This window comes from Arachnia propionica (genome assembly GCF_037055325.1).
Taxonomy (GTDB): domain Bacteria; phylum Actinomycetota; class Actinomycetes; order Propionibacteriales; family Propionibacteriaceae; genus Arachnia.
Map to the genome: position 1 here is coordinate 2,372,099 of NZ_CP146373.1, position 23,741 is coordinate 2,395,839.

The following is a 23,741-nucleotide window of genomic DNA, read 5'->3' on the forward strand; positions in this document are numbered from 1 at the left end:
CGGCAGCCTCCTCAGAACTTCAGCAGGTTCGCGTCGTCGACGGAGGCCGAACGGCGGGCACGATACACGGCGACGATGATGGCCAGGCCGACCACGACCTCGGCAGCAGCCACCACCATGACGAAGAAGGACGCCACCTGACCGTCGAGTCCGCCGTGCTGGCGGGCAAAGGTCACGAACACCAGGTTCGCGGCGTTGAGCATCAGCTCCACGCTCATGAAGGCAATGATCGCGTTGCGGCGCAGCAGGAATCCGAGCGCACCGACGGCAAACAGCAGCGCCGCCAGCACCAGATAGGCTTCGGTGCTCACTTGGCTTCTCCTTCCAGTTCAGCGGAAACCTTCTCGATCTCACCGAAGGTGGTGGTCGTCGGGTTGCGCAGGTCATCGACCGCCACCACCGCACCACGGGTGGTCAGGGCGTGGCTCACAGATTTCTCGGCGACGGTGCCGTCGGGAAGCAGCGCAGGCGCGTGGATTGCGTTGGAGCGGGCGTAGACGCCGGAGTTCGGGTCCGGCCCCGGGTGCACACCACCGACCGCATAGCGCTCGATACGAGCTTCCATGTTCTCGGCCTGACGTCGGGGCTCGCGGAGCCGGTCACCGTGGGCCAGCACCATGGCGCCCACCGCCGCGGTGATCAGCAGCGCCGAGGTGGCTTCCAGCAGCACCACGTAGCGCGAGAACAGCAGGGCGGCCACACCCTGGGCGTTGCCGCCGCCGGCCTCGTTGGCCTGCGCCAATCCCGCCGGACCACCGACGAAGACCGCCTGTCCGATGGCGAACACCAGCAGACCCGCGAGGCCGAGCACCGCCAGAATGCCCGCCACCCGCTGGCCCTTGAGGGTCTCCACCACGGAGTCGCGGCTGTCAACGCCAATCAGCATCACCACGAACAGGAACAGCATCAAAATGGCGCCTGTGTAGACGATGATCTGCACCACGAACAGGAACGGGGCGTCCTGGGCGGCGTAGAGGACCGCGAGCCCCACCATCACTCCGGCCATGCAGAGGGCCGAGTGAACGGGTTTGCGGGCGACGACGATGCCGATGGCCAGCAGCACCATGATCGGCGCACACACCACGAAGGCGACGAGCTCACCCGTCAGCGGGGGAAGGGGAATCATTTCACCGCTCCTTGTTTGGGCGCCGTTCGGGTGTCGGGCTGACCGGTGGGCGGCAACCCCAGGAAATAGTCCTTCTCATCATCACCGAGGCGGCGCGGATGCGGCGGCTGCTCCATGCCCGCCACCAGCGGCGCCAGGAGGTCCTGCTTCTCGTAGATCAGCTTCCCACGGGTCTTGTCGGCGATCTTGAATTCATTGGTCATAGTCAACGCACGCGTCGGGCAAGCCTCGATGCACATCCCGCAGAAGATGCAGCGCAGATAGTTGATCTGGTACACGTGCCCGAACCGCTCCCCCGGCGAGAACCGCTGTTCATCGGTGTTGTCGGCGCCTTCCACGTAGATGGCGTCGGCAGGACAGGCCCAGGCACACAGTTCACAGCCGACGCACTTCTCCAGGCCATCGGGCCAGCGGTTGAGCTGGTGGCGGCCATGGAAACGCGGCAACGTGACCTTCTCCTTGCCCTTCTGCGGATAACCCTGCGTAAAGGTCTTGCGGAAGATGGTGTGAAGAGTGATGCCGAAGCCGGCCCACGGGTCGAAGATTCCCATTACCTCTCCTCGCTCTCGGTCGGCGCAACGGTCTCGGACCGGATCACCCGGGCCAGTTCAGGCAGCACCTGACCGGGCCTGGGCGGCACCGGATAGCCGCCCGCAAAGGCATCGAATGGTTTGTTCGGGTCCACGGGAGGCACCCGCTCGGGTTCCTTCTTCCTCGGTGCGAAGGCCACCAGGATCGCCACGAGCGCGACAGCCAGCGCGAGGGTGTAGCGCGGCGCGAGCGCGACCATCACGATCCACAGCAAAGAGATCGGGATCAACCGCTTCCAGCCCAGGTCCATGAACTGGTCGTAGCGGAACCGGGGCAGGGTGCCGCGCAACCACACGAACACGGAGAACAACAGCTGCACCTTGAGGACGAACCAGATCGGGCCGAGCCACGGGTTGTTGAGGGATTCGATGAGGTTGAGCGGCCACAGGGGCAGGTAACCGCCCAGGAACAGGGTCGTGCACACCGCGGAGACCGTCGCCATGTTGATGTACTCCGCCAGGAAGAACATCGCGTAGCGGAAGCCGGAGTACTCGGTCAGGTAGCCGGAAACCAGCTCGGACTCACACTCGGGCAGGTCGAAGGGGGCACGGTTGGTCTCGCCCACCATCGCGATGGCATAAATCACGAACGACGGCGCCAACAGCAACGCGTACCAGCCCATCATCCCGATGTTCGCCTCGCCCTCCACGAAGGGAAGCCGGAAGATGATCGGAGAGCGCTGCGCTTCGACGATGCCGTAGGTGGACATGGTGCCCGCCTGCAGGAACACCCCAACGATGGACAGTCCCATCGCGATCTCGTAGGAGATCATCTGCGCGGAGCTGCGCATCGCACCCAGGAAAGCGTAGGTGGAGTTCGACGCCCACCCAGCCAGCACGATGCCGTAAATACCGATGGATGCGATGGCCAGCACGAAAAGCACCGCCACTGGAAGGTCGGTGACCTGGAGCCGGGTGGGGACCCCAAAGATCTCCACCTCACCGCCGAACGGGATCACCGTCCACGTGGTGAAGGCCGCCATGCCGGTCAGAATCGGAGCCAGGTTGAACACCCACTTGTCCGTGTGCTTCGGTCGGAAATCTTCCTTCACGAGCAACTTCATGCCGTCAGCGAGCGCCTGACCCAAACCGAAGGGGCCGTTCATGATCGGTCCGAGGCGGTGCTGCATCTTGCCGACGAGGCGCCGCTCGTACCAGACGTTGAAGATGGTCCACACCAGCAGGATCACGAACAGGGCGAGGACCTTGATGGCGATGAGCCACCACGGATCCTGGAAGAACACGTTCATTCCTGATCTCCTTCATCGCTGGAGGCGGGCGTCACGGTCACGATGGACCCGGGCACCACGCCGAGACGACCGGGTTCCCCGGGGTTCATCGGCACCCACACCACACCGTCGACCATCTCCGTGAGCTGGACGGGCAGCAACTGCGAGGACCCAGGGGCTTCGACGCGGCACAGCTCACCGATCCCGAATGCCGCAGCCGTCGCCGGGGACATCCGGGCGACGGCAGGCCGGGCGGTCCTGCGCAACGCGATCTCGAAGTCAATACCGCTGGTGGCGTCGAGAGCCTCCCGCCACGAGGCGACCACGAGGCCTCCCTGGGTCACACCGGCGTCGAGTTTGCGTGGAACCGCGACCCGCTCGCCCTCCCAGGGCCCGAGCTCCCGGAAATCGGCCCAGGCGGCAGCGGATGTGCGGAACCCGAGGTCGGTTCCCATGGCGTCGGCCAGGGCCGCGAGGATCCGTAGATCGCTCATGGGATGTTTCGTGCCCTCGTTGACCAGAGCGACGGGCCGGATGCGCTGCTCCCAGTTCAGGAAGTGCCCGGCCTGCTCTTCCGTCAGACAGGCAGGGAAGACCACATCGGCCACCTCGGTCACGGCATTGGCGCGAGTGGAGACGTGCACCACAAAACTCTTGCGCAGCGCATGCAGTGCAGAATCGACCTCCGGCATGTCGTAGGGATCGACACCCGCCACCAGGAACGCCTTGAGGTAGCCCTCCTGCGCCGAGGCGAACTGCTCGGCAGCGCTCAGGCCGGGTTCTATCGGCAGGGTCTCGACCCCCCAGGCCGCGGCCATGTCGACCCGGGCTTCCGCGGAAGCGACGGGGCGACCGCCCGGCAACAGACCCGGCAGACAGCCCGTCGCGATGGCACCCATGTCGCCCGCACGACGCGGCATCCACGCCAGACGCGCCCCGCTTCGAATCGCCTTGGAGGAGACCTCGGACAACAGGCCCGGCTGACAGGCAGCCCGCTCGCCGACGAGGATGATGGTGCCCTCCTCCAGCTCCATCGCTTCCAGCGTCTGTGCCTCGGCTCCGGGTGCGACGGGAATCAGCGTCGCAGAGAGCTTCTGCGTTCCGCGGGACGCGAAGGGCGCGAGCGTGGTGACCTTGAGGCCGTGCTTGCGCACAGCCTTGCGCAGTCGCAGGAACACCACGGAGGTCTCGTCCTCGGGTTCGTAGCTGACCAGAACCACGTGTTTGGCGGCCTCGAGATCCGCGTAGGTGACGTCCATTCCGCGCCCCGCGATCCGAGCGGCCAGGAACTCGGCCTCCTCCTCGGAGGCGGCCCGGGAGCGGAAGTCGATGTTGTTGGTACCGAGCACGGTGCGCGCGAACCGCGAGTAGGCGTAGGCGTTCTCGACGGTCAACCGACCGCCAGGAAGCACACCGACCGCGGGTCCCGCGGCCTTCAATCCGGCGACGGCGGCGTCGATGGCCTCGGGCCAGCTGGCGGCCTGCAGGACCCCGTTGCGCCTGACCAGTGGTCGGGTCAAGCGGTCCTCGCCACGTCCCGAAACGAAACCGAAACGTCCCTTGTCACAGAGCCATTCCTCGTTCACCTCGGGGGCATCGCCCGCCTGGTGGCGCTTCACCTGGTGGTGGCGGTGGTCGGCACGGATCTCACAGCCCCCCGCGCAGTGATCGCAGGTGGTGGTCGTTGATTTCAGGTCGAAGGGGCGTGCCTGGAAGCGATAGGCGGCCGACGTGAGCGCACCCACCGGACAGATCTGCACCACGTTGCCGGAGAAGTAGGAATCGTATGGATCCTGCTCGTAGAACCCGACCTGCTGCAGCGCGCCGCGTTCCACCAGCGCAATGAACGGATCCCCGGAGATCTGCTCCGAGAAACGGGTGCAGCGGGCACACAGCACGCAGCGTTCGCGGTCGAGGAGAATCTGCGCGGAGACGTTGACCGGCTTCGGGTAGGTGCGCTTCACTCCGCCGTAGCGCGACTCGCCGCGCCCGTTGCTGAGCGCCTGGTTCTGCAGGGGACACTCGCCACCCTTGTCGCAAATGGGACAGTCGAGCGGGTGGTTGATCAGCAGCAGCTCCAGGATGCCCTCCTGGGCGCGTTTCGCCACGGGCGAGCTGACCTGGGTGCGCACCACCATGCCCTCGGCCACCGGCATGGTGCAGGAGGCCTGGGGCTTGGGGAAACCGCGCCCGTTGCCCGCGTCGGGGATATCGACGAGACACTGACGGCAGGCCCCGACAGGGTCCAGCAGCGGATGGTCACAGAACCGGGGAATGGCGGTACCGATCATCTCGGCGGCCCGAATGATGAGGGTTCCCTTCGGGACGCTGACCGGGACGTCGTCGATGGTGAGGGTGACGAGATCCGGTTTCGGCGCCACCTTGGCTGCGGTTTCGGTTGGCTGACTCACCGGGCTTCTCCTTCCGTGGCGAACAACGCGCTGCGCTCGTAGGGGAAAAGCTCCCAGGCGGGCGTGTGGTAGCCCTGTTCGAACTCGGACCGGAAGTGGCGCACCGCACTCGTCACGCAGGCGACGGCGCCATCGGCCAGGGCACAGAATGAGCGACCACCGATGCTGGTGCAGACGTCGAGGAGCTTGTCCACGTCGCCCTCCTCTGCGGTGCCGGCCTCGAACTTCATCAGCAGCTGCACCAGCCACCACGACCCCTCACGGCAGGGGGTGCACTTGCCGCACGACTCGTGCTTGTAGAACTCCACCCACCGCAGGGTGGTGCGCACCACGGAGGTGGTCTCGTCGAAGACCTGGAGCGCCTTGGTGCCGAGCATCGTGCCCGCCGATGCCATGCCCTCGTAGTCGAGGGGGATATCGAGGTGTTCGGGGGTCAGGATCGGGGTGGAGGAACCACCCGGGGTGAAGAACTTCAGCTCGTGACCCGCCCGGATGCCGCCGGAAAGATCCAGCAGCTGCCGCAGCGTGATGCCCATGGGGGCCTCGAACTGCCCGGGTCGGGCGACGTGCCCCGACAGCGAGTAGATCGTCATACCCTTCGACTTCTCCGTGCCCATCGCCTGGAACCAGGCGGCCCCGTTGTTGACGATCGAGGGCACCGAGGAGATGGACTCCACGTTGTTGATGACCGTCGGGGAGGCGTACAGGCCCGCGACCGCTGGGAACGGGGGACGCAGCCTCGGCTGGCCGCGCCTACCCTCCAGGGAGTCGAGCAACGCGGTCTCCTCGCCACAGATGTAGGCCCCGGCCCCGGCGTGGACGATCACGTCGAGGTCATAGCCGGATCCCAACACGTTCCTTCCCGCGTAGCCGGCCTGGTAGGCCTCCTTGACGGCCTGCTGGAGCCGCCGGATCACGTGCAGCACCTCACCGCGGCAGTAGATGAACGCCTGGTGGGAGCCGATGGCGTAGGAGGAGATGAGCACGCCCTCGACGAGGGTGTGGGGGGAAGCCATCAGCAGCGGCATGTCCTTGCAGGTGCCGGGCTCCGATTCGTCGGCGTTGACCACGAGGTACTTCGGGTTGGGGTTGTCCTGGGGCACGAAGCTCCACTTCATTCCCGTCGGGAAACCCGCGCCACCGCGGCCACGCAAACCCGCGTCCTTGACCAGGGCGATCACTTCTGCCTGGGTCATGCCGAGCAGCGCCTTGCGCAGCGCCCGGTAGCCGCCCGCGGCCTCGTAGCGCGAGAGCTTCCAGGATTTGTCCTGGCCCCACTGGTCACTGAGGACTGGGGCGAGCAGGTCGCTCACTTCGTCTCCTCCTCGGGTGCTGCCGGCAGATTGTCGGGATCGGGAGCGCTCCAGCCGTTCTCGGCGGCGATCCGCCTGCCGAGGGTGGATGCGTGCCCGGCCGAGGGACCTTCGTCGGCGCGCCCGTCGGGGAACCCGGCAAGCACTCGTTCGGCCTTCTTCCACGACGTGATGGTGGCTCCGCGTGGAGAGACCACCTCCTCGCCATTCATGAGCGCGTCGATCAGCTCATCAAGCTTCTCCGGGGTCATGTCGTCGAAGAACTCCCAGTTGACCATCGCCACGGGCGCGTAGTCGCAGGCGGCATTGCACTCCAGGCGTTCCAGCGAGACCCGCCCGCACGGGGTGGTCTGGCCCTCGTCGATGCCCAGCCGCTGTTTGGCCCGTTCCAGGAGGATGTCGCCGCCCATGACCGCGCACAGGGCCGTGGTGCACACCCCCAGGTGATGGTGCCCAGCGGGCCTGCGCTTGAACATGGTGTAGAAGGTGGCCACCCCGGAGACCTGGGCCGTGGTGATCCCGAGGATCTCGGCACACAGCTCGATGCCGCGCGGGCTGATGCGACCGTCGTAGGACTGCACCAGGTGCAGCATCGGCAGCAGCGCGGAGCGCGGGTGCGGATAGCGCCCCGCCAGCTCGTTCAGCTCGGCGATCGCGGTCTCATCGAGGTTGGTGGACTGGTCCGAGTAGTCCACCGAACCGGAATCGGGGAAATCGCTGACGAAATGACCGCTCATCGGTCCACACCTCCAAGAACAGGGTCGATGCTGGCCACGGCCACCACGACGTCGGAGATCATCCCGCCCTCGCACATCATCGGCACGGACTGCAGATGGTTGAACCCCGGGTCGCGGAAGTGGGCGCGGTAGGGGCGGGGGCCGCCATCGGAGACCAGGGTGCAGCCCAGCTCGCCCTTGGGCGATTCGATGGCCTGGTAGACCTGGCCCACAGGCACCTTGAAGCCCTCGGTGACGATCTTGAAGTGATGGATGAGGGCTTCCATCGACTCGCCCATGATGTGTTTGACGTGTTCGTGGCTGTTGCCCTGCCCGTCGGGTCCGATGGCCAGCGACGCAGGCCAGGCGATCTTCGCGTCGCCCACCATGACGGGCTGACCCTGGGTGCGTTCGAGGCGCTCGAGGCACTGCTCCACGATCCGCAGCGACTGCCAGGTCTCCTCCAGGCGGATGCGGAACCGCCCGTAGGCGTCCTGGGTGTCCCAGGTGACCACGTCGAAGTCGTAGGTCTCGTAGCCGCAGTAGGGCTGTGCCCTGCGCAGATCCCACTCGTAGCCGGTGGACCGCAGGATCGGGCCGGTGACGCCCATCATCATGCAGGCGGTGAGATCCATCTTCGCGATGTTCTGCATGCGCAGCTTGAAGATCGGGTTTTCATTGCAGAAGGTCGCGTACTCGGGCAGATGCTTCTTCAGCCAGGCGATGACGGTGCGCAGATGTTCCAGACCGCCTTCCTGCAGGTCGTTGGCCACCCCGCCGGGACGAATGTAGGCGTGGTTCATGCGCAGCCCGGTCAGCCCCTCCAGGAAATCGAGAATCATCTCGCGTTCGCGGAAGGCGATGGTCATCACCGTGAGGGCACCGATTTCCATGCCGCCCGTGCCCATCGCCACCAGGTGGGAGGCGATGCGGTTCAGCTCCATCACCAGGACCCGCAGCACGGAGGCGCGCTCCGGGATGTCGTCGGTGATACCGAGCAGTTTCTCGACGGCCAGGCAGTAGACGGCCTCGTTGAACAGCGGCGCGACGTAGTCCATGCGGGTGCAGAACGCCACACCCTGGGTCCACGTCTTGAACTCCATGTTCTTCTCGATGCCGGTGTGCAGGAAACCAATGGCGGGCCGGATGTGGGTGACGGTCTCGCCGTCCATCTCCAGGATGAGACGGAGCACGCCGTGGGTGGACGGGTGCTGCGGGCCCATGTTGACCACGATCGTCTCGTCCCCACGTTCGGCCTGCTCTGCGGCGATCTGCGCCCAGTCGCCTCCTTGGGCCAGATAGACCCGATCAGCCGTGGATTCGCCGGTGGCGGCGAAGATGTCGTTGCTCATCAGTTGTACGTCCTCCGGTGATCGGGGGCAGGCACGGTGGCGCCCTTGTACTGGATGTCGATGCCGCCCAGCGGGTAGTCCTTGCGCTGCGGGTGCCCCACCCAGTCGTCGGGCATGAGGATGCGGGTCAGCGACGGATGGCCGTCGAACAGGATCCCGAACATGTCCCAGGTCTCGCGTTCGTGCCAGTCGGCCATCGGATAGGTGGCCACCACCGACGGGACCTGCGGATCGTTCTCGGGGGCCGTCACCTCGAGGCGGACTCGACGGTTGTGGGTGATCGAGAGCAGGTGATAGACCACGTGCAGTTCCGCACCGGTCTGTTGCGGGTAGTGCACCCCGCTGACCGACACGCAGATCTCGAAACGCAGGTGGGCGTCGTCGCGGAATGCTTTCACGGTCTCGCGGAGGTGTTCACGGGGCACGAAAATGGTCAGCTCACCGCGGTCGAACAGCACCAGCCCACCGGCCAAGGCGGGGACGAGCTCTGCTCCGCGAGCGACGATGGTATCGAAGGGTTCCCCGAAGGGGCCCTGGGTTTGGCCGGGCATGGAGATCTGCCGCTGAATGTGGCCATACCCGGAGGTGTCGCCGGAGCCTCGGCTCCACATGCCAGCCTTCGTCTCGAACACCGGAGCCTGGGGGGTGTTCTGCCGTGGGGTGATCTCGCCGGGGGTCTCGGTCATCGCATGAGTCCCTTCAGCTCGTGGGTCGCGGGCGCAGCCAGGGCGGCCTCCTCGCGGGCCGCGATGGCGGCGGCCTCGTTCGGACCGATCGGGCGTTTCGCAACCTCCTCGCGGAGCTTGAACATGGCATCGATCAGCATGTCGGGGCGGGGCGGGCAGCCGGGCACGTAGATGTCGACGGGCACGATGTGATCGCAGCCCTGAACGATGGCGTAGTTGTTGAACATGCCGCCCGAGGACGCACACGCACCCATCGAGATCACCCACTTGGGGTTCGGCATCTGGTCGTAGACCTGCCGCACGATGGGGGCCATCTTCTGCGACAACCGTCCGGAAACGATCATCAGGTCGGCCTGGCGCGGCGAGGCACGGAAGACCTCCTGCCCCCAGCGTGCCGAGTCGAAGCGGGGGGTGGCGTAGGCCATCATCTCGATGGCGCAGCAGGCCAGGCCCATGGTCACGGGCCAAAACGATGCCTTGCGCACCCAGCCGAAGATCCCCTCGACCGTGGTGAGCAGGATCCCGGAGGGAAGTTTCTCTTCGATACCCATCTGTGGTCCTCTCGTTCAGTCCCAGTCCAGGCCGCCGCGGCGTTTGACGTAGAAATAGGCCACCAGCACCGTCACGATGAAGCTGATGATGGCGATGATCCCGAAGAGCCCGAGCTGGCTATAGGTGACGGCCCACGGGTAGAGAAAGACGATCTCGATGTCGAAGACGATGAACAACATCGCGATCACGTAGTACTTCACGGGGAAGCGTCCCCCGCCGACAGGCTGCGGGGTGGGCTGGATGCCGCACTCGTAGGAGTCGTACTTGGCACGGTTCTTGCGCCCGGGCCCGATGAGGATGCTCAGGGTCATGGACACGGCCACGAACACCGTGGCCAGCACCACCATCCCGACTATTGGAATGTAGAGATTCACTGTGCTTCCTTCCCTTCCACCTGTCTGCTCACGCCGCCGGCGCTACCCGGCACAAGGCATTGATGACGCGATCCATGGCATCCCCGTCGTGACTGTCGGTCAGGTTCGCCAGCAGCTTCATGACGAAGCGCATCAGGGTCTTGCGGGGCAGCCCGTAGGTGGTGCACAGGTGCATCACGCGCGGGTCGCCGATGAGCTTCACGAAAATGGTTCCCAGCCTGTAGTAGCCGCCGAGGCTGGCTTTCAGCTGAATGCGATAGCCGTGCAGGGCGCGTTCGGCGGACTCGGTGCCGATCCCGCGGGCATGGGCCTGAGCGATGGCATCGGCGGCCAGTTCCGCGGACTCCATGGCGTAGGCGATCCCCTCGCCGTTGAACGGGTTGACCATGCCGCCCGCGTCACCTACCAGTAGCAGGCCGCGACCGTAGACGGGTTGCCGGTTGAAAGCCATCGGGAGCGCCGCGCCCTGGATCTTCCCGAGACGGTTTTCCTCCCGGAAACCCCACTCCTCGGGGGTGTTGGCGAGCCAGCGTTTCATCAGCTCCCGGTAGTCGGTTTTCTGGAATGACCGGGACGTGTTGAGAACGCCGAGCCCGACGTTGCAGGTGCCGTCGCCCATCCCGAAAATCCAGCCGTAGCCAGGCATCAAAGTGGATTCACGAGGTTTGCCGTCCCACAGTTCCAGCCACGATTCGAGGTAGTCGTCGTTGCTGCGTGGGGAACGATAGTAGGTGCGGTAGGCCACCCCCATCGGACGGTCGGAACGCTTGTTCAACCCCATGGCAACCGACAGCCGCGAGGAGTTGCCATCAGCAGCTACCACCAGTGGGGCGCGGTATTCCTCACCGTCTCGGGTCCTCACCCCAACGATGCGACCGGTGCGATCGTCCAGGATCGCCTCGGTCACGTTGGCCCCCTGGATCAGTTCGGCCCCGCACCCGACGGCGTGTTTGGCCATCAGATCGTCGAAGTCAGCGCGTTTTCGCACCAGCCCGTAGGAGGGGAAGTCGGCGAGCTTCGGCCACTCCAACTGGAAGGGCTCGACCCGCCCTCCGTACACACGCAGACCCTTGTTGTGAAGCCATCCGGCCTCTTCAGAGGTGTCAATGCCGAGGCGCACCAAAGCCCGGGTGGTGCGCGGTGTGAACCCGTCGCCACACACCTTCTCGCGCGGGAAATGGCTCTTCTCCAGCAGCAGAACGCCCACTCCCCGCCGCGCCAGATTGGCCGCAGCAGCGGATCCCCCAGGACCCGCACCGACGACGATGACGTCGGCTTCCGCCTTTGGCATTCGACTCTCCTCGCCTTACTCATCAGGAACCCGGCTCCCAAGGCTGCCGTGAACCGGACTTCAGGCCTCAGTCTATGGGGTGACCTCTCTTTCTCACCAACCACCCGGAAACCTCCGATAAATCGACCCTGACTAGGGACAACACCTCAGTTTTTAACAACGGAAAGCGTTCGTTAATCGCACGCGCCGAGCAGCGTGTCGACCTCGGCTGTCCCTGGCCATCCAACCCTTCTGGCCTCTAGGAGCCAGCCTCGACTATCGTTCCCCGGGTGAGCCTTGACTTCGCGACGAAACGGTTGCGCGCCACGACCGTCTCCATCGATGATCCGGGGGACCTCGCGCACTTTCTCACCACCGAGCGAGCCACCGCATTCCTAAGGAAAGGCGAGGGATTCATCACCCTGGGCGAGGTGGCCCGCTTCGAGACCGATTTCCCCGACGCCGCCGACGTCTGGTGGAGCGAGGTCAGCGCCCACATCGACCACGATTCGGAACTCCCCGGCGCCTGGGGAACCGGCCCCCTGGCAGTCGGTTCTTTCGCGTTCGACCCGGACCGCTCCCGCACCCGTTCCGTGCTGATCGTCCCCGAGACCATCATCGGCAAACGCGACGGGCAGGCCTGGATGACCAGGATCAGCGAGAGCCGCCTCAGCCTGGAGCTGCCCGGCAGAGGCGATCCCGTGGTACCAACCGAGGGGATCCGACTGGTCCCTGACGGCTTGTCCGGTCAGGACTGGGCGGACATCGTCGCTGAGGCCGTAGCGCGCATCCGCGCCAACGAAATCAGCAAGGTGGTGCTGGCCCGCTCCCTGAAGGCCGTCGCAGAAGCCCCCATCGACCCGCGTCATGTGCTGCGCAGGCTCCTGCGGGCCTACCCGATGGCCTGGAATTACCTGGTCGACGGCATGGTCGGCGCGACCCCGGAGCTACTGATCCGCCGTCACCGCACCCTGGTCACGTCTCGCGTCCTGGCAGGCACGGTTTCCCTGGACCCCGGCCACACCAACCCTCTCCACAGGGCCGAACAGCTCGCGGGTTCCGGCAAGGACGTCGCGGAACACGAATTCGCGGTCGCATCCGTTGCCGAGGCACTGGAGCCCTACTGCGGCGCCATGAACGTGCCGGAAGCCCCCTCCGTACTGACCCTCCCGAACGTCATGCACCTGGCCACCGACATCACAGGGGTGGCGGAACCCGACATCAGTTCCTTGGCGCTGGCGGGAGCGCTGCACCCGTCGGCGGCCGTCTGCGGCACCCCGACCTTCTTCGCGGGCGAGATCATCGCGGAACTGGAATCCATGGACCGGGGACGCTACGCCGGCCCCATCGGCTGGGTGGACTCCGACGGCGACGGCGAATGGGTCATTGCTCTACGCGGCGGGTTCATCAATCCTGCCCACCCCGGGGAAATCCGCCTGTTCGCGGGCGCCGGAATCGTTGCCGACTCGGACCCACAGGCAGAACTGGCCGAGACCGAGGCCAAGTTTATTCCGATGCTCCAGGCTCTCGGCCTGGTCTGAAACGCCTCCCCCGCCTCACAATCACCTGCTCTAGGCCCATCCACCCGTCTCACGCCCGCCCACTCGAGCCGTAGAGTCGATAGGCAAAAGCAAGGTAAGCATTTCCATCAGAAGGGACAGGCGACTCACGGCAGGAGCAATGCGTCCCGAGTCAGCTGATTCGAGGCAAGCCTTTCCTGCTTCTTCTTCCTTCACTAGGGGTTTCTCGACGCACCCCACACAAGCGACGGAAAACATTTCGCAAGCTTTCAATTTTCGAAACACAAGGGACCATTAAAGACGGGCGAATTCCGCGTCGTTTTTGCTCATTTACCCAAGTCAGCAAAGGATTCTCTTGCTTGCAGGGGGTTGGAACCAGACGTAACGTATTTCTCGTCAGATGCACCACAGACGAAAGGTCCTAGAAATGCCCACCGTCACCCCCGTCAAGTCCTGCGACACCACCACCTGCGCTTTCAACAACAAGGGCTGCACCGCCTTCGCGATCACCGTTGACGGCTCTTCGGCCTGCACCACCTTCATCACCCTCGACGCCCGCGCTGGCCTGCCCACCGCTGAGGGACGCGTCGGCGCCTGCCAGCGCCTCGAATGCGCCCACAACAAGGACCTGCTCTGCAGCGCCTCCGGCGTCACCGTGGTTGACGGCGTCTGCACCTCCTACGAGGCCCGCTGAGTCCCCTGAACGGCCCACAGGGCCGCCACGTCTGAAAGCAAAAGCTCAGGCCCCGCTCGGTGCGGGGCCTGAGCTTTCTCCCGGGGCCAGCCGTCAGATGCACCGGTGGGGGTGCACCGGCCTCGAGTCCTCAACAAGACGCAACACCTGCTGCGTCAATGCCGACAGCGTCGCAGGGCGATCCTCGAAACGCGCGAAGACTGTCGCGGTCTCATGCTCCCCTACGTGCATCAACGTGACTCCCGATCGGTCGACGTCGATGCAGAAAACCCTGTCGAGCACGTGTCCGCAGAGCCCGGAACTGCTCGGGCGAAGGGCGGCCTGCCCCGGCAGACTGCCGTTGATCACGGCACGGCACACCCACCAGAGGGCATCACATCCCTGCGAGGCCACGACGTCGTGCGTCTCGAAATCGTCACACCAGACTTCGGGCGCTTCCGAACAGGTCGCATGGACTTCCTCCCACGAAACCGGGGTGACCCCACTGTGGTCGTGCACCAGGACGCGGTCCGTGACCACCAGACCGATCCGGGTACCGCTGATCTGCGCCAGTTCCGCGACCCGCCCCGGAAGCTGGTTCTCGGACAGCAGGCGGTCCACGGCGGCATTCGGCAGCAGGACGAGCTCGCCCAGCAGGTGGGCGGAAGCCGCGATGACCGAGAGCATCACGTCGTTGCTGTATCGGGTCAGGTCCATCCGCACCACGGTCCCGGAGCCGGGGGGCAGGGTGGACAACAGGCAGTCCTCGTCGGGGCGGACAGCCACCACAATGTCTCCCTGGGCGGTCAGCCCGTGGGCGACGAAGTCGTACTGACTGCTGATCCGCCAAGCCACCAGGGAGCAGGCCGCCCCTCCCCGCAGCATCCGTCCCGCTAAGGAGCGCGCGCGCTCAAGACACATGTCTTGGGAAGCCTCTGGTGAAGTGGTCATCCGCGCCCGCCTTCCAGCTTGATTAACGTCAGCCTAGCGCACTGAAAACTGAGAAGGAATGCCTACTCTCAGCTACGTGCAACGAGCAGCGGGCGGCGAGGTCAGCGTTTCCGCTGCACCCTCACCTTCGAACCGCCCCCACCACGACCGGAACGCCCGGACTTCTGCTCCTCCAGCAGGCGCTGCTGCTCCTCACGTTCATCCATCAGGGCCTGCTGATCGAATCCGGAACGCAGGACCAGCCAGGTGACCGTCGCAATGCCCAACGAGATCCAGGATGGCCACCCGAGGACGAGCGGCAGGGTGATCAACGCGACGATGTCGATGCCGCGGATGAAGGAGAACATCATGCCCGGCGGCATGGCCCCGATCCCGACCGAGACCATGGGGCCGCCATAGTTCGGGGGCTTCGCACACACCCAGCGGAAGGCCGCCAGCAGACCGCCCAACGCGGTGATGAGTGAGACCGAGAGCCCGGTGACCGGATCGAACTCAGCTCCGCCGAAGATCCCCCCGAAAGCGGGCATCGTCGCAGCCGCCCAGAGCAGCGCCAGCAGGGCGGGCACCGTCATGGCGGCCTGCCTGACATCACCCGGGGAGAACGGGAAACAGCGCTGGAGACCCTTGGTGCGGGTCAGCACACGCAGCGTGTTGCAGAAACCAATCAGGGCAGTCATCAGCACCAGCGCGGAGATCGACGGGTTCAGCACCTCGATGCGGAGTGCGTGGACGGCGTAGGGAACAGCAATGGAGGCCAGCCAGAAAGCCAGCGGCTTGGGAGCACGCCACAGCCGCTGCAGGTCGCGCAGGACGATGGCCCACACGCCACTGCCCGACCCACGGGTCGGACGGACGTGCCCACGACGTCGTGCCTGGTCCTCGACCAGGATGTCGCGGACCAGGGCGAAATCGAGGGCGAAAGCGGCGCCCTGCATGCCCGCGAGCAGCGATGAACCCGCGGTGAGTCGCTGGCGACGCATGTGGCGCAGCCGGAGCCAGGCGGGCACGATAGAAATCAGACCCAGCAGCAGACCACCGCCCGCCACCACCCAGGCAAAGTCGACGCTCAGCGCGGCCACGAGACTGATGGGCGCCACCCCGGCGGAGATCGTGACCAGGACGAGCAGGGCGGCGAAGGCGATGATCCCGATCAACCACAGCAGCGCGGTGGTGATCCAGCGCCGTTCCGCTCCTTGCTCGGCAGCCGCGAAGGCCACCAGCCCAAAGCATCCGAGGCCGGATGCCAGCCCCCAGGTGAGAACCTCCGTGGTGTTGCCACCGACCAGGGCCGCCACGAGCACCCCGAGTCCTGCGCCGAAAACCAAAGCCACAATCACCGAGGCAACGAGGCGCCCCGCAAGCATCCTGCGCCGGTCGACATTGCCGTCCATGACCCAGAAACCCTCGGCGGCCGAGGCCACAACGGGACCAAACAGGCGCGCAGCCACGAGGGCCAGGGCCAGGAATCCCGCGACGGCGACCCAGGGCAGCAGCCCCCGCGCCGCCCGGCAGGAATCGGCCGCGCAATCCGCCACGCTGCGTTGGGCCTGCATGATGGAGCTGATCACCATGGCGCCGATCAGGACGAGAGCGAAAACCATCACGTAGGCGTCCTGCATGGCCTGGAAGAGGTTGCGGTCAGCCCTGCCGCGCCGCCAGTCGCGCACGAGAAGACGGAGCTGTTTCTCATCGACCTCGCCGATGACCCCGAACCGTTCGTCGCTCATCGACGTTCCCCCAGCCTCACCTCGCGGGCGCCGATGGCGGCCAGCAGGCTGGGTTCGTGGCTGGCCAGCACGATCGCCAGACCGTCACCGAGCTCCGCCTTGAGGCGGGACCCAAGCCATTCGATACCTTCGACGTCGAGCCGCTGCTCCGGTTCGTCCAGGACCAGCAGGCGCCGGGGCCTGACGAAAGCAGTGGCCAGCGCCAGGCGTCGCCGCTGACCAGACGACAGGGTCGAGGGCAGCTGCCCGGCCTGGGGAACGAGCTGCACCTCCTCGAGGATCTCGTCGACCAGGTCGTCGGGGTCAGCGATCCCATGGGCCCGCGCCAGCAGGTCGAGATGCTCCACGACAGACAGGTCGGGGAAAAAATCGAGATCGTCAATGACGGTGGCCACGTTGCGGCGGATCTCCGGGCTGGTTTCCTTCATCTTCACACCCAGCACCTCGACGGTGCCTTCATCGGGCCGATCGGCCCCGACCAGGCACCGCAGCACCGTCGACTTGCCCGCGCCGTTGCGCCCGGTGAGCGCGACGGCCTCTCCCGCGGCCACCTTGAGGTCGAAGCCTTCCACAATGGTCGCGGGCCCGTAGGCCTTCTTCAGTTTTTCAACCTTGAGAACGATGTCCTTCTTCGCCACGGCGACCATTGTGGCGCATCCCAGCCGGGCACCAGGGCACCACGCAGCGGTATGCGACGCTCATGACATGTGCTGTCCTCATTTGCCCTTTTTGTGTAGGATGCAGGAAATTACCAACGGAGGTAGCCCGTATGAGCGGAATTGCCCGCGTCCAGCCCGAAGCCACACTGCATCCCGGCAAACTCGATCTGCTTGCCAGGTGGCTTCCCGATCAATGGTGGTTCGATGGCGATTCCTCGGACCTGGAGATCGTCGCTAGGTTCCGATTCGTCGATCCCAACGACGTCGTGGGACTCGACTGCATGCTGGTGCGCTCCATGGACGCCGTCTACCACGTCCCCGTCACGTGGCGTCCCCACCCGCTGGACTGCGGTGCACTGATCGGGACCCTCCAGCACTCAGAGCTGGGAACCCGGTACTGCTACGACGCCCAGACCGACCCGGTCTACCTGGACGAGCTGGTGCGGGTGATCCGGGAGAAGGACTCGGACGCCGACATCGTGGCAATCGGACAGGACACGCCATACCCCAGGAACATCAAGGTCTTCGGCAGCGGTTTGGTAGCCGGGGAAACCTCGGGGTATCCGCACGTGGTACACAAACTCAACCGCGCCCCGATCAACGACGTCGTCGGCCAGCTGATGGGCCAGTGGCGCCACCACGGCATCGATCGCGTCGATTTGTTGGCCGTTCTGCACTGAAATTTGTCAAGGGCTGGCGATAAGGTGTGCGCATGCACCAGACCCGAGCCAACCTCGACAAGAAACGCGCCGAGGTCTCGGCCATGTTCGACGGTGTCGCCGCACGCTACGACCTGTTGAACTCGTTGCTGTCGCTGGGCAGGGACCGCGGCTGGCGCCGGGAAACCGTGACAGCCGTCGCCGCACGTCCAGGGGAACGCATCCTGGACCTGGCCGCCGGCACCGGCACGTCATCGTTGCCTTTCGTGGAGACGGGTGCACACGTCTTCCCCACAGACCTGTCGATGGGGATGCTGAAAACGGGCAAGCAGCAACACCCGCGGCTGTCCTTCGTTCGCGGCGACGCCTTGGCCCTGCCCTACGCCGACTCGGTGTTCGACGCAGTGACCATCAGCTACGGCCTGCGCAACGTAGAGGATACCGCCGCCGCTTTGCGGGAGTTGCTGCGCGTGACCCGCCCGGGCGGGCGCATGGTGATCGCGGAGTTCTCCACCCCGGTGAACCGGGCGCTGCGGTTCATCTACGCCCACGGCGCATTGCGGGCGCTACCCGTGGCTGCCAAAGTGTCGAGCAACCCCGTTGCCTACGGATACCTGGCGGAGTCGATCCTCGCGTGGCCCGCGCAGGAGGAGCTGGCAAACCTGATCGCGGACTGCGGCTGGCAAAACGTCGAGTGGAAAAACCTGACGGGCGGCATAGTTGCTCTGCACCGGGCTTGGAAATGACGTTTCTGCTGGACCCGTACGCAGCCCGAAGCTGCCCCGTCAAGACCTTCAACGCTTTCGACCCTGGCACCCCGAAACCCGAGAACCCTCTCGATGAGTCGCTGCTAGAGGCATTCGCGGGCGGCTCGGAGTTCCGCGATTCCATGCTGAAGGCCCTCTGCCGCGCCGCCGACGTGGTCGATTTGCGCGGAGAGAAGAACCCGACCGAAACCTTGGACGCAATGGGCGCCGGCGCATCTGTGATCATTGGCGGAACACTCCCGGCAGACGAGCAGGGACATCGTGTCGGAAGCCCTGATGCCCTCGTACGCGGTAGCGACCGGCCCGGTGGACGTCCCGGCTATTGGCCGCTGCGTGTCAAGCCCTATCGCCTGCTGGAGGAACAGCGAAACGCCAAGGAACTGCGCGTCTCCACGCTCACCTCCCCAACTGTTCTAGAACCACTCCCTGGATACCGTTTCCGGTCCTACCGGCAGGGGGTGCTGTTGGAGCTGGCCCATCACTGGAGACTGCTCCAGGCCTGCGGTCGTTCGGCCTCCACTGCCATCGTCGGATCAATCGGTTTCGACGACCGCACCAGGGGGCTGATCGTCTGGGTGCCCCTCGAGCTGCGCTTCCTGCGCACCTTCTCCCGCACATCACCCAGCGGTCACCGGCTCCGTTCGGCGCTGGAACGCTACGACCACGAGCACGGGTTCCGGGTGCACGTCGCCCAGCAAGCGATGACCCGCGAAATGGATGATTCCCGCCCTCCTGCAGTGCGTCCCATCCGAGTGCCGGAGTGCGAGTGGTGTGCCTGGTGGGAGACGTGTCGACCTCGCATGGACGACGACGACATCTCGCTACGCATCTCCAAGACACCACTCGACGTCCGCGAACTCCAGACCCTGATGGGGCTCGGTATCACGACGGTCTCGCAGCTAGCCGACGCGGATGTTGATGCTCTGCTTCCCGACTACCTGCCGCTCACCGCGCATCGCGACCGCTCGGAGGCCAGGTTGCGCACCGCCGCCCGGCGCGCCCGGATGCTGAAGCGAGGGGTCGCCCTGGAAAAGGCCTCGCTGGAACCCATCGAGGCTCCGCGAGCACCGGTGGAGGTGGACCTGGACATCGAAACTGACGACGGCGACCGCACCTACCTGTGGGGGGTCATGCTGACCGACCGCGCCACGGGGAAACAGAAATATCAGCACTTCAGCTCTTTCACCTACCTCTCCCCCAGCGGAGAGCTGGATCTCGCGATTAATTTCGCCCGCTGGCTCCTGCGGTTGGTGAACAAACACCCCGATCTGCTCGTCTACCACTATTCCGACTACGAGTTGGTGCGCCTGCGTCGCCTCGCCCAGCGCAGCGGGAACCCTGATCTGTCAGCGGTCTGCGAGCTCATCAAGGACCATTTCGTAGATCTTTTCCAGCTGGTCCGCGACAACTTCGTCGCCGTAGACGGTCTGGGGTTGAAGGTGGTCGCGAGCAAGGGCGCGGGGTTCTCGTGGCGCGATGAGGAACCGGGCGGTTTGAACTCGCAGACCTGGTTCGCCACCGCCGTTGACGGCCTCAACGCCGCGGAGCGCAAAGCGGCGCGCATGCGCGTGCTGGAGTACAACGAGGACGACGTCCGGGCCACCTGGCACGTCAGGGAGTGGATGGATCGGCTCGATGCGGAAACCCACGAGGACGCCCAACCCACCTGATCGCATCCCGGATAGCCGGTCAGCCGTCCCTGTCAGGAGGCGGCTGACAGGGTCATGTCCAGAAGCTTGTTAGCCACCTGAGGACCGAACAGGTCGTTGTCCACGTGACTGCCGTCGGGCCGCATCAAGTTGCCGTTCACGGTGTCATCGCACAGTGGCCCAGGGCCAACGCCCGGAGCGTCGCCGCAGAACAGGGAGTCCCCGTCGATGGTGCGGATGTCATCGCGTTGCGCCGCCACTTCCGTGACGATCTGGTTGAACCGCTGCCGATACTCGTCATGCTCGATCGTGTACTTGATCAACATGGACGCCAGCTCGTTGTCGGGACGTGACATCAGGCCGATGCCGGGGCGCTCAGTCAGCACGATCACCAGGGTTTCCCCACGCCCCGTCAACCGGTCGGCGGTGGCGATGAGGTCGCGGCGCTGCGCCTCCCAGAACTCGTCCGACTCCGGGGAGAGCACCCGGTCGCCCTCGTAGCGGTCAATGTACTCGTGCCGAGACCACCACAGGATTATTCCGGGAGAGTGGACTCGGATGGCCTCATCCTGCACGTCCTTGACGGGCGGGCAGAGCTTACCGAACTCATCGTTGGGCCCGAAGTACAGGAATGTGCCCATCGGTGTGCACATGCCCTGGGCTGTTTCTACCACGGTCAATCCCCGTTCCTGTCCGGCCACGGCCAGCGGATCGGCTATCCGCAGCGGAACAGAGTCACCGACCAGCATGATGACGTCACGCCTGATCTCCCCACTACCGTGTCCCAGACGCAGCGCCCGCGCGAGCGGGGTGCCACCCACGAAACCGCTGCTCAGGGCCATGATAACCATCGCAGTGGCTCCTGCGACGATCGCTCTCCACGGCTTGAGGAAATTCCCGATTCGCCCCTGCCTGATCGGCATCTCCAGCAGATGATATGAGGCGGAGGAACACACGAGGGTCAACACCAACACAGCCACCGTCCGCAAAGGTCGGAAGGTCCCGGAGTTGACCCCGAACCACACCGCCACTGGCCAGTGCCACAGGTACAGGCCGTAGGAGATTCTGCCGAGATAACTGATCGGCGCGAACGCGAGCACTTTGGCCTCGGGCGTCGCCAGGCCGTAGCGGACGCCGAGGATGAGCGCGCCGGTCCCCAACGAGAACAGCAGCGCACCCCCGTGGAAGTAGAACGGAGCGGGACCATCCAGCACGGCGAACAGGACCGCGGTCGAGACCGCACCGCCCCAGAACAGGAACCTGGCACAGCGGGTGCACCATGCAGCGAACCGAGGATTGGCGGCAAGGATCGCCAGCAGTGCCCCGAGCATCGGTTCGAAAGCCTTCGCATCGGTTCCCATGTAGGCCCGTTCCGCCGCCTGCGGCGCGTAGAAAAGCGCCAGAAGCACCGCCGAGGCCACGACGATCGCGACAGCAACCCCCGCCAGGACTCGCACCGCATTCCGGTTCCCGGCCCGGAAAACCCTCAGCACCAGCCAGGTGATTCCGGCGATGAGCAACGGCCAGACAATGTAGAACTGTTCCTCGACGGCAAGGCTCCACATGTGCAGCAGGGGCGAGACAGTGCCGTCATTCTCGAAATACGAGGCCGAGCCTATGAATCGCCAGTTCGCGAGGTAGAAGATCGTGTACCAGGCGTCAAGGGAGAGATTGTCGCGGCGATGCACCAGCGCAAAATTCCCCGCCCAGATGAGGACGACGCACACCACCAACAGGGCGGCGGGCATGAGTCGTTTGATCCGCCTACTCCAGAAATCGCCCAGGGATATCCGTCCGCTGCGTTCGACCTGCGCTATCAGTCCCGAGGTAATGAGGAAACCGGAGAGCACGAAGAACATGTCCACGCCCAGAAACCCGGCCGCCATGTAGGGGGCCGAGACGTGGAAGAGAACCACCAGCCCTACCGCTATGGTCCGCAGACCATCAAGCGCGTCGAACCGGTTGCCGTGACGTGCGGGGGCCTCGGACAGCGAATTCACGGGCGGAATGCTAGCACCGTTCGCGTTCCCCACACCTTCTCGGAAGAGAGGACGAGATGCAGAAAAACATGCTCCCGTTTCCCCGGTTGAAACGGCAAGGAATCAGCCGGTGGTGGAGCTCATGTCGTTCAAGATTGTTTGGACCGTCGCCTTGGCGTCGCCGAAACACATCACCGAGTTCTCTTTAAAGAACAGCGGATTCTGCACGCCTGCATAGCCTGCGTTCATGGAACGTTTGAAAACCACCACCTGGCCGGCCTCCCACACCTTGAGAACGGGCATACCGGAGATCGGGGAACCGGGCTCATTCGCGGCAGGGTTGACCGTGTCATTGGCCCCGATCACCAGCACCACGTCGGTGTCGGCGAAGTCGTCGTTGATTTCGTCCATCTCCAGGACGATGTCGTAGGGCACCTTTGCCTCGGCCAGCAGCACGTTCATGTGGCCGGGCAGCCGTCCCGCAACAGGATGGATCGCAAACCGCACATTCACGCCCTGCTCCCGTAGCCGCGCGGTCAGCTCGGCCACGGGATACTGGGCCTGGGCCACCGCCATCCCATATCCGGGTGCGATCACGACGGAACGGGCCTCGGTCAGAAGTTTCGCGACCTCGGCGGTACTGACCTCACGGTGTTCCCCTGCCACGCCACTGTCCGCCACGGGGGCGTCACCGAACCCTCCGAAGATCACGGAGACGAAGGAGCGGTTCATGGCCCGGCACATGATGTAGGACAGGATCGCGCCGGAGGCACCGACCAGGGCACCCGTGATGATGAGAACGCTCTGGTCCAGCACGAATCCGCTGAAGGCCGCTGCCCACCCGGAGTAGGAGTTCAGCATCGAAACAACCACAGGCATGTCGGCGCCACCGATGGCAGCCACCAGATGACAACCCAGGGCCAGGGAGATCAGGGTCACCAGCAGCAGCGGGACCAGCGACAGCGTCGCGACGTACCACCATCCGAGCCCGGCGACGGCCACGAGCATGCCCAGGTTGATCCAGTTCCTGCCGGGCAGCATCAACGGTTTTGAGGCGATGCGACCGTTGAGCTTGCCCCAGGACACCAACGAACCGGTGAGGGTGACCGCGCCGATGAAGATCCCGAGCACCACCTCGACGGCATGCAGCACGTCGGTGTGGTCGGTGTGGGTGGCCGTCAGGTGCACGTTGAATCCCACGAGCACTGCGGCGGCCCCGACGAAGCTGTGAAGCAGGGCGATGAGCTCCGGCATCCCAGTCATCTCGACCCGGCGGGCCTTCCACGTGCCGATGACCGCGCCGATGGCGATCGCCCCGTACAACAGGGCAGCGGAGGTCCAGTCGAAACTTCTCCCGTCAGCGGGCTGGGCGATGGCGTAGTTGGTGGCCACCAGGGCGAGGACCATGCCGAGGATTCCGAACGCGTTGCCCTTCTTCGCGGTCTCGTGTTTGCTGAGGCCCGCCAGGGCGAGGATGAACATCAGGCCGGCAGCGATGTAGGTGGCGTTGACGAGGTTATGCAGGTTATCCAGCACGG

At 65.2% G+C, this 23,741-nt stretch carries 22 protein-coding genes; 5 read left to right on the forward strand and 17 right to left on the reverse strand.

What is annotated here, in order from left to right; all coding sequences use genetic code 11:
- Positions 1 to 11: 11 nt before the first annotated feature.
- The 12 genes from nuoK to V7R84_RS11110 are packed head-to-tail and all read right to left on the reverse strand — an operon-like array spanning position 12 to position 11,640.
- Positions 12 to 311, reverse strand: a complete 300-nt coding sequence (gene nuoK / locus V7R84_RS11055; protein ID WP_338568933.1) for an NADH-quinone oxidoreductase subunit NuoK — start codon at positions 309 to 311, stop codon at positions 12 to 14.
- Positions 308 to 1,126: an NADH-quinone oxidoreductase subunit J gene (locus V7R84_RS11060; RefSeq protein WP_338568934.1), complete on the reverse strand. Its 819-nt coding sequence runs from the start codon at positions 1,124 to 1,126 to the stop codon at positions 308 to 310. Before V7R84_RS11060 ends, nuoK begins: the two co-directional genes overlap by 4 nt.
- Positions 1,123 to 1,677 carry an NADH-quinone oxidoreductase subunit NuoI gene (gene nuoI, locus V7R84_RS11065; RefSeq protein WP_338568937.1) on the reverse strand — a complete coding sequence of 185 codons (555 nt, stop codon included), beginning with the start codon at positions 1,675 to 1,677 and terminating at the stop codon, positions 1,123 to 1,125. The genes V7R84_RS11060 and nuoI overlap by 4 nt, the downstream gene beginning before the upstream one ends.
- Complete coding sequence (gene nuoH, locus V7R84_RS11070; RefSeq protein ID WP_338568940.1) at positions 1,677 to 2,966, reverse strand: NADH-quinone oxidoreductase subunit NuoH; 1,290 nt, start codon at positions 2,964 to 2,966, stop codon at positions 1,677 to 1,679. The genes nuoI and nuoH overlap by 1 nt, the downstream gene beginning before the upstream one ends.
- Positions 2,963 to 5,356 carry an NADH-quinone oxidoreductase subunit G gene (locus V7R84_RS11075; protein WP_338568943.1) on the reverse strand — a complete coding sequence of 798 codons (2,394 nt, stop codon included), beginning with the start codon at positions 5,354 to 5,356 and terminating at the stop codon, positions 2,963 to 2,965. The genes nuoH and V7R84_RS11075 overlap by 4 nt, the downstream gene beginning before the upstream one ends.
- Positions 5,353 to 6,669 carry an NADH-quinone oxidoreductase subunit NuoF gene (gene nuoF / locus V7R84_RS11080; RefSeq protein ID WP_338568946.1) on the reverse strand — a complete coding sequence of 439 codons (1,317 nt, stop codon included), beginning with the start codon at positions 6,667 to 6,669 and terminating at the stop codon, positions 5,353 to 5,355. Before nuoF ends, V7R84_RS11075 begins: the two co-directional genes overlap by 4 nt.
- A complete protein-coding gene (nuoE, locus tag V7R84_RS11085; RefSeq protein ID WP_338568949.1) occupies positions 6,666 to 7,406 on the reverse strand; it encodes an NADH-quinone oxidoreductase subunit NuoE in 741 nt (246 codons plus the stop codon). Before nuoE ends, nuoF begins: the two co-directional genes overlap by 4 nt.
- Positions 7,403 to 8,737 (reverse strand): NADH-quinone oxidoreductase subunit D, encoded by a 1,335-nt coding sequence (locus tag V7R84_RS11090; RefSeq protein ID WP_338568952.1) that lies wholly within the window; start codon positions 8,735 to 8,737, stop codon positions 7,403 to 7,405. Before V7R84_RS11090 ends, nuoE begins: the two co-directional genes overlap by 4 nt.
- Positions 8,737 to 9,423, reverse strand: coding sequence for an NADH-quinone oxidoreductase subunit C (locus V7R84_RS11095; RefSeq protein ID WP_338568954.1), 687 nt, complete (start codon positions 9,421 to 9,423; stop codon positions 8,737 to 8,739). Before V7R84_RS11095 ends, V7R84_RS11090 begins: the two co-directional genes overlap by 1 nt.
- Positions 9,420 to 9,974, reverse strand: coding sequence for an NADH-quinone oxidoreductase subunit B family protein (locus tag V7R84_RS11100; protein ID WP_338568956.1), 555 nt, complete (start codon positions 9,972 to 9,974; stop codon positions 9,420 to 9,422). The genes V7R84_RS11095 and V7R84_RS11100 overlap by 4 nt, the downstream gene beginning before the upstream one ends.
- Positions 9,975 to 9,989: 15 nt before the next feature.
- Positions 9,990 to 10,349, reverse strand: coding sequence for an NADH-quinone oxidoreductase subunit A (locus tag V7R84_RS11105; RefSeq protein ID WP_338568959.1), 360 nt, complete (start codon positions 10,347 to 10,349; stop codon positions 9,990 to 9,992).
- 28 nt (positions 10,350 to 10,377) lie between these two features.
- A complete protein-coding gene (locus V7R84_RS11110) occupies positions 10,378 to 11,640 on the reverse strand; it encodes a geranylgeranyl reductase family protein (RefSeq protein WP_338568961.1) in 1,263 nt (420 codons plus the stop codon).
- Positions 11,641 to 11,909: 269 nt separating this feature from the next.
- Here V7R84_RS11110 and V7R84_RS11115 point away from each other — a divergent pair, with 269 nt between their 5' ends.
- A complete protein-coding gene (locus V7R84_RS11115) occupies positions 11,910 to 13,160 on the forward strand; it encodes an isochorismate synthase (protein ID WP_338568964.1) in 1,251 nt (416 codons plus the stop codon).
- 406 nt (positions 13,161 to 13,566) lie between these two features.
- Positions 13,567 to 13,833 carry a DUF1540 domain-containing protein gene (locus V7R84_RS11120; RefSeq protein WP_338568965.1) on the forward strand — a complete coding sequence of 89 codons (267 nt, stop codon included), beginning with the start codon at positions 13,567 to 13,569 and terminating at the stop codon, positions 13,831 to 13,833.
- A gap of 93 nt (positions 13,834 to 13,926) precedes the next feature.
- On the opposite strand, the gene V7R84_RS11125 is transcribed toward V7R84_RS11120, so the two are convergent.
- The 3 genes from V7R84_RS11125 to V7R84_RS11135 form a co-directional block, all read right to left on the reverse strand.
- Entirely contained in the window at positions 13,927 to 14,763 is an 837-nt protein-coding gene (locus tag V7R84_RS11125) for a hypothetical protein (RefSeq protein WP_338568966.1), read from the reverse strand.
- A gap of 101 nt (positions 14,764 to 14,864) precedes the next feature.
- The gene (locus tag V7R84_RS11130) at positions 14,865 to 16,490 is read right to left on the reverse strand and encodes a DUF6297 family protein (RefSeq protein WP_338568967.1); all 1,626 of its coding nucleotides are present in this window, start codon (positions 16,488 to 16,490) and stop codon (positions 14,865 to 14,867) included.
- Positions 16,487 to 17,137, reverse strand: a complete 651-nt coding sequence (locus V7R84_RS11135; RefSeq protein WP_338568968.1) for an ABC transporter ATP-binding protein — start codon at positions 17,135 to 17,137, stop codon at positions 16,487 to 16,489. Before V7R84_RS11135 ends, V7R84_RS11130 begins: the two co-directional genes overlap by 4 nt.
- 122 nt (positions 17,138 to 17,259) lie before the next feature.
- Here V7R84_RS11135 and V7R84_RS11140 point away from each other — a divergent pair, with 122 nt between their 5' ends.
- Genes V7R84_RS11140 through V7R84_RS11150 form a run of 3 tightly spaced genes read left to right on the forward strand, consistent with a single transcriptional unit; the run spans position 17,260 to position 20,245 of the window.
- Positions 17,260 to 17,829 (forward strand): maltokinase N-terminal cap-like domain-containing protein, encoded by a 570-nt coding sequence (locus V7R84_RS11140; protein WP_338568970.1) that lies wholly within the window; start codon positions 17,260 to 17,262, stop codon positions 17,827 to 17,829.
- Positions 17,830 to 17,861: 32 nt separating this feature from the next.
- Positions 17,862 to 18,554 (forward strand): demethylmenaquinone methyltransferase, encoded by a 693-nt coding sequence (locus V7R84_RS11145; RefSeq protein WP_338568972.1) that lies wholly within the window; start codon positions 17,862 to 17,864, stop codon positions 18,552 to 18,554.
- Entirely contained in the window at positions 18,551 to 20,245 is a 1,695-nt protein-coding gene (locus V7R84_RS11150) for a TM0106 family RecB-like putative nuclease (protein WP_338568975.1), read from the forward strand. The genes V7R84_RS11145 and V7R84_RS11150 overlap by 4 nt, the downstream gene beginning before the upstream one ends.
- A 32-nt stretch (positions 20,246 to 20,277) precedes the next feature.
- Here V7R84_RS11150 and V7R84_RS11155 read toward each other — a convergent pair whose 3' ends face one another.
- Both V7R84_RS11155 and pntB read right to left on the reverse strand, forming a co-directional pair.
- A complete protein-coding gene (locus tag V7R84_RS11155; RefSeq protein ID WP_338568977.1) occupies positions 20,278 to 22,224 on the reverse strand; it encodes an acyltransferase in 1,947 nt (648 codons plus the stop codon).
- Positions 22,225 to 22,326: 102 nt separating this feature from the next.
- Entirely contained in the window at positions 22,327 to 23,739 is a 1,413-nt protein-coding gene (gene pntB / locus V7R84_RS11160) for a Re/Si-specific NAD(P)(+) transhydrogenase subunit beta (protein ID WP_338568979.1), read from the reverse strand.
- Positions 23,740 to 23,741: the final 2 nt, after the last annotated feature.

Excerpts from the sequence above, each read along its gene's own strand:
- V7R84_RS11060 (WP_338568934.1), bottom strand. The coding sequence starts at position 1,126 with ATGATTCCCCTTCCCCCGCTGACGGGTGAGCTCGTCGCCTTCGTGGTG.
- nuoI (WP_338568937.1), bottom strand. The coding sequence starts at position 1,677 with ATGGGAATCTTCGACCCGTGGGCCGGCTTCGGCATCACTCTTCACACC.
- nuoH (WP_338568940.1), bottom strand. The coding sequence starts at position 2,966 with ATGAACGTGTTCTTCCAGGATCCGTGGTGGCTCATCGCCATCAAGGTC.
- nuoE (WP_338568949.1), bottom strand. The coding sequence starts at position 7,406 with ATGAGCGGTCATTTCGTCAGCGATTTCCCCGATTCCGGTTCGGTGGAC.
- V7R84_RS11090 (WP_338568952.1), bottom strand. The coding sequence starts at position 8,737 with ATGAGCAACGACATCTTCGCCGCCACCGGCGAATCCACGGCTGATCGG.
- V7R84_RS11095 (WP_338568954.1), bottom strand. The coding sequence starts at position 9,423 with ATGACCGAGACCCCCGGCGAGATCACCCCACGGCAGAACACCCCCCAG.
- V7R84_RS11100 (WP_338568956.1), bottom strand. The coding sequence starts at position 9,974 with ATGGGTATCGAAGAGAAACTTCCCTCCGGGATCCTGCTCACCACGGTC.
- V7R84_RS11110 (WP_338568961.1), bottom strand. The coding sequence starts at position 11,640 with ATGCCAAAGGCGGAAGCCGACGTCATCGTCGTCGGTGCGGGTCCTGGG.
- V7R84_RS11120 (WP_338568965.1), top strand. The coding sequence starts at position 13,567 with ATGCCCACCGTCACCCCCGTCAAGTCCTGCGACACCACCACCTGCGCT.
- V7R84_RS11125 (WP_338568966.1), bottom strand. The coding sequence starts at position 14,763 with ATGACCACTTCACCAGAGGCTTCCCAAGACATGTGTCTTGAGCGCGCG.
- V7R84_RS11130 (WP_338568967.1), bottom strand. The coding sequence starts at position 16,490 with ATGAGCGACGAACGGTTCGGGGTCATCGGCGAGGTCGATGAGAAACAG.
- V7R84_RS11135 (WP_338568968.1), bottom strand. The coding sequence starts at position 17,137 with ATGGTCGCCGTGGCGAAGAAGGACATCGTTCTCAAGGTTGAAAAACTG.
- V7R84_RS11140 (WP_338568970.1), top strand. The coding sequence starts at position 17,260 with ATGAGCGGAATTGCCCGCGTCCAGCCCGAAGCCACACTGCATCCCGGC.
- V7R84_RS11145 (WP_338568972.1), top strand. The coding sequence starts at position 17,862 with ATGCACCAGACCCGAGCCAACCTCGACAAGAAACGCGCCGAGGTCTCG.
- V7R84_RS11150 (WP_338568975.1), top strand. The coding sequence starts at position 18,551 with ATGACGTTTCTGCTGGACCCGTACGCAGCCCGAAGCTGCCCCGTCAAG.